Origin of the sequence: Gordonibacter sp., from assembly GCF_036667095.1 — a bacterium.
Classification (GTDB): domain Bacteria; phylum Actinomycetota; class Coriobacteriia; order Coriobacteriales; family Eggerthellaceae; genus Gordonibacter.
In genome coordinates this window covers 991-3,749 of the sequence record NZ_JAVWUP010000220.1, presented here as the reverse complement: position 1 = coordinate 3,749, position 2,759 = coordinate 991, and the positions used below count along the sequence as shown (strand labels likewise).

The window sequence follows — 2,759 nt, the reverse complement described above, 5'->3', positions numbered from 1 at the left end:
AATCGAGTTCGCCTCGAACTTCGTCAAAACCCACGACATGACTGAAACGCGCTGGCGCGGCCAGATCGAACCCATGCCGGTGTGGAGCCCGAGCTACGTGGATGGCGACATCGGTTCGGCATCCAACGACGGTTTTTACAACCCGAAGGCGAAGGATTACCCGCTCTCGCTCGTATCTCCCGTGTCGATCTACCGCCAGCATTCCAGCAACGACAACAATCCCTTCATGCGCGAGGACTGCTACCGCCATGCCGTGTGGCTGTCCGCCGTGGATGCCCAGGCGCGCGGCGTGCGCGACGGCGACAGTTGTCGCGTATACAGCGACCGCGGAGAAGTGGAATTGACTGCCTACGTGACTAGCCGCATGATGCCCGGCACCGCCGCCGTGCACCACGGCGCGTGGTACCAGACCGACGGCACTCCTGCCGAAATGAACAAGTACGGCCAGGACCTGCGCGGCACGCCGAACATCCTGCTGGACGACGGGCATCTACCCCATATCCTGGGAGCGCTCATCACGGCGGGGCTGGTCGAGGTCGAGAAGATCGCCGACGGGGACGCCGAGGGCTTCGGCGCGGAGGCCGAGCGCGGCGGCATGCGCGGCGCGCGGACGTCGCTCGGGCTGCGCGAAGCACTCGGAGAGGGAAAGGAGTAAGGCGATGACCCAGTACGGATTCTTTTTCGACATGAACCGCTGCTACGCCTGCCAGGCGTGCAGTGTCGCCTGCAAGGACTGGAACGGCCTCGAGCCCGGTGCCGAGAAGTGGATGAGCGTCTACGAATGGGAGACGGGTGTCTTCCCGACCACGCGCCTCCATGCATTGGCGTTCCCGTGCGCGCATTGCGAGGACCCGTCGTGCGTGAAGGCGTGCACGACCGGCGCCCTCTACAAGGAAGCTGAGTTCGGAGCCGTACTCGTCGACCAGGAAAAGTGCCAGGGTTGCCGCGCGTGCTACGAGGCTTGCCCCTACGGCGCGCCGCGGTTCGTCTCCGACGAGCCGGGCACCAAGATGAGCAAGTGCACCATGTGCGTCGACCGTCTAGCGGAAGGCATGCAGCCGGCTTGCACGATGAGCTGCCCCTTGCGCGCCTTCGACTTCGGTCCGATCGACGAGCTCGTTGCGAAGTACGGCGATGTGCGCTACTGCGAGGGCATGCCTGCGCCCGAGGCCACGAAGCCGGCCTTCCTCGTGTGGAATCCGCGCGAGAAAACGAAGCTTTTGCCTTACGACGTGCAGGAAGCCGTGGCGCTCAACCAGCAGCGCGGGGACTTGGACACGTTGTTTGAGAGCGAAGAGGACCTCGTGAACTTCGAAGAGGGCACGATCCACCGCAACGCTCTGCGCATGAAACACGCCTCGACGGCCGAGTTCATGCGCGCCACCAGAAACGATATGGCATAGGGAAAGGGGAAAGCTATGGAATGGTTAGGGGTTGCCGGCATCGTTGTCGGTCTCGTGTTCTTCGTTATTGCGGCCATGAAGGGGTGGAACGTGCTCATCACGTCCCTCATCACGGCTGTCATCATCGCGCTCACCAACGGCATGGACATCGCTGCGGCCATGGTGGGCGGAGAGTCGTCCTACGTGACGGGGCTTGCAGGCTTCGTGCAGAAAAACCTGCTCATCTTCATGGGCGGCGCCATTATGGGCGAGTTCATGGACAAGTCGGGTGCGGCCAAATCCATCGCGAACGCCGTCATGGGGAAGGTTGGCTCCAAAAGTCCGTACCTGGTGCTGCTGGGCATCGCCGCGGTGGGCGCGGTTCTCACTTACTCGGGCATCTCCATGTTCGTGGCCATGTTCGCGCTTATCCCTCTTGCACGACCCCTGTTCAAGGAATGCAACATCCCGTGGCACCTGTTCTGCGCCGCGTGGACGCTGGGCGCGTGCTCGTTCACTATGGCCATGATTCCCGGTGTACCCGCCATTGCCTGGATCAATGCGGCCAACGGATGTGGGGTGTCGCTGACCGCGGCGCCTATCATGGGCATCGTGGGTTCCGTCATCGCCATCGCGGTATCGTGTGTTTATATCAAGTTCGCTCTGAAGCGCGCTCAAGCCAAGGGCGAAGTGTACGAGCTCTCCGAGGGAGAATCCGCCGCTGCCGATGACAAGGCTGTGCCGAACGTGCTCGTGGCCTTGCTGCCGCTGATCCTGCTCATCGGCATCATCATCGTGGGATCGCAGCTGAAAGTGGCCAACGTCGTCTACATCGCCATGGTTTCGGCCGTCATCGTCAGCATGATCCTGTTCAACAAGTACATCGGAAGCCAGCGCGACGTGTTGGGCAACGGTGCCAAGGCCGCACTCGGGCCGGCGTTGTTCACCTCGGCCGCCGTGGGCGTGGGTACTGTGGCTGCCGCTTCCGTGGGCTTCACGGTTATCTACGAGGCCATCTTCAACATGCCGGGCGGCACCTATGTGTCCGCTGCCACCATGGCGGCCGTACTCGGCGGCGTGATGGGTTCCGGATCGGGTGCGGTGGGCATCATCGCCGGCAACTTCCTCGACCCGTATTTGGCCACGGGCGTCGACCCGGCGGCCCTTGCCAAGGTCATCGCAACGTCGGCTACCATCGGCGGCGCACTGCCGAACTCCGGCGCCATGTTCGGCATGCTAGCGGCCATGGGGCTCAACCACAAGAATTCCTACAAGCACATTGCCGCCATTTCTATCGGCGCCGGTTTGTGCGCGCTGGTGGTCATGATCGTGATGGCGAACATCGGCATCGTGTAACCGGTTTCGAGGCGTCCATCC

Annotated in this window: 3 protein-coding genes; all 3 read left to right on the top strand. The window is 62.7% G+C overall.

What is annotated here, in order from left to right:
- The coding region (locus RR842_RS12750; protein WP_332729986.1) for a molybdopterin dinucleotide binding domain-containing protein at positions 1-655 on the top strand (655 nt) is incomplete at its 5' end.
- A 4-nt stretch (positions 656-659) separates the two neighbouring features.
- Positions 660-1,403 (top strand): 4Fe-4S dicluster domain-containing protein, encoded by a 744-nt coding sequence (locus RR842_RS12745; RefSeq protein ID WP_332554296.1) that lies wholly within the window; start codon positions 660-662, stop codon positions 1,401-1,403.
- Positions 1,404-1,418: 15 nt separating this feature from the next.
- Complete coding sequence (locus RR842_RS12740) at positions 1,419-2,738, top strand: hypothetical protein (protein WP_332554297.1); 1,320 nt, start codon at positions 1,419-1,421, stop codon at positions 2,736-2,738.
- The last annotated feature ends 21 nt before the right edge of the window (positions 2,739-2,759 follow it).

What these genes read in the sequence shown, in the direction of transcription:
- RR842_RS12745 (WP_332554296.1), top strand. Translation starts at nt 660, where the DNA reads ATGACCCAGTACGGATTCTTTTTCGACATGAACCGCTGCTACGCCTGC.
- RR842_RS12740 (WP_332554297.1), top strand. Translation starts at nt 1,419, where the DNA reads ATGGAATGGTTAGGGGTTGCCGGCATCGTTGTCGGTCTCGTGTTCTTC.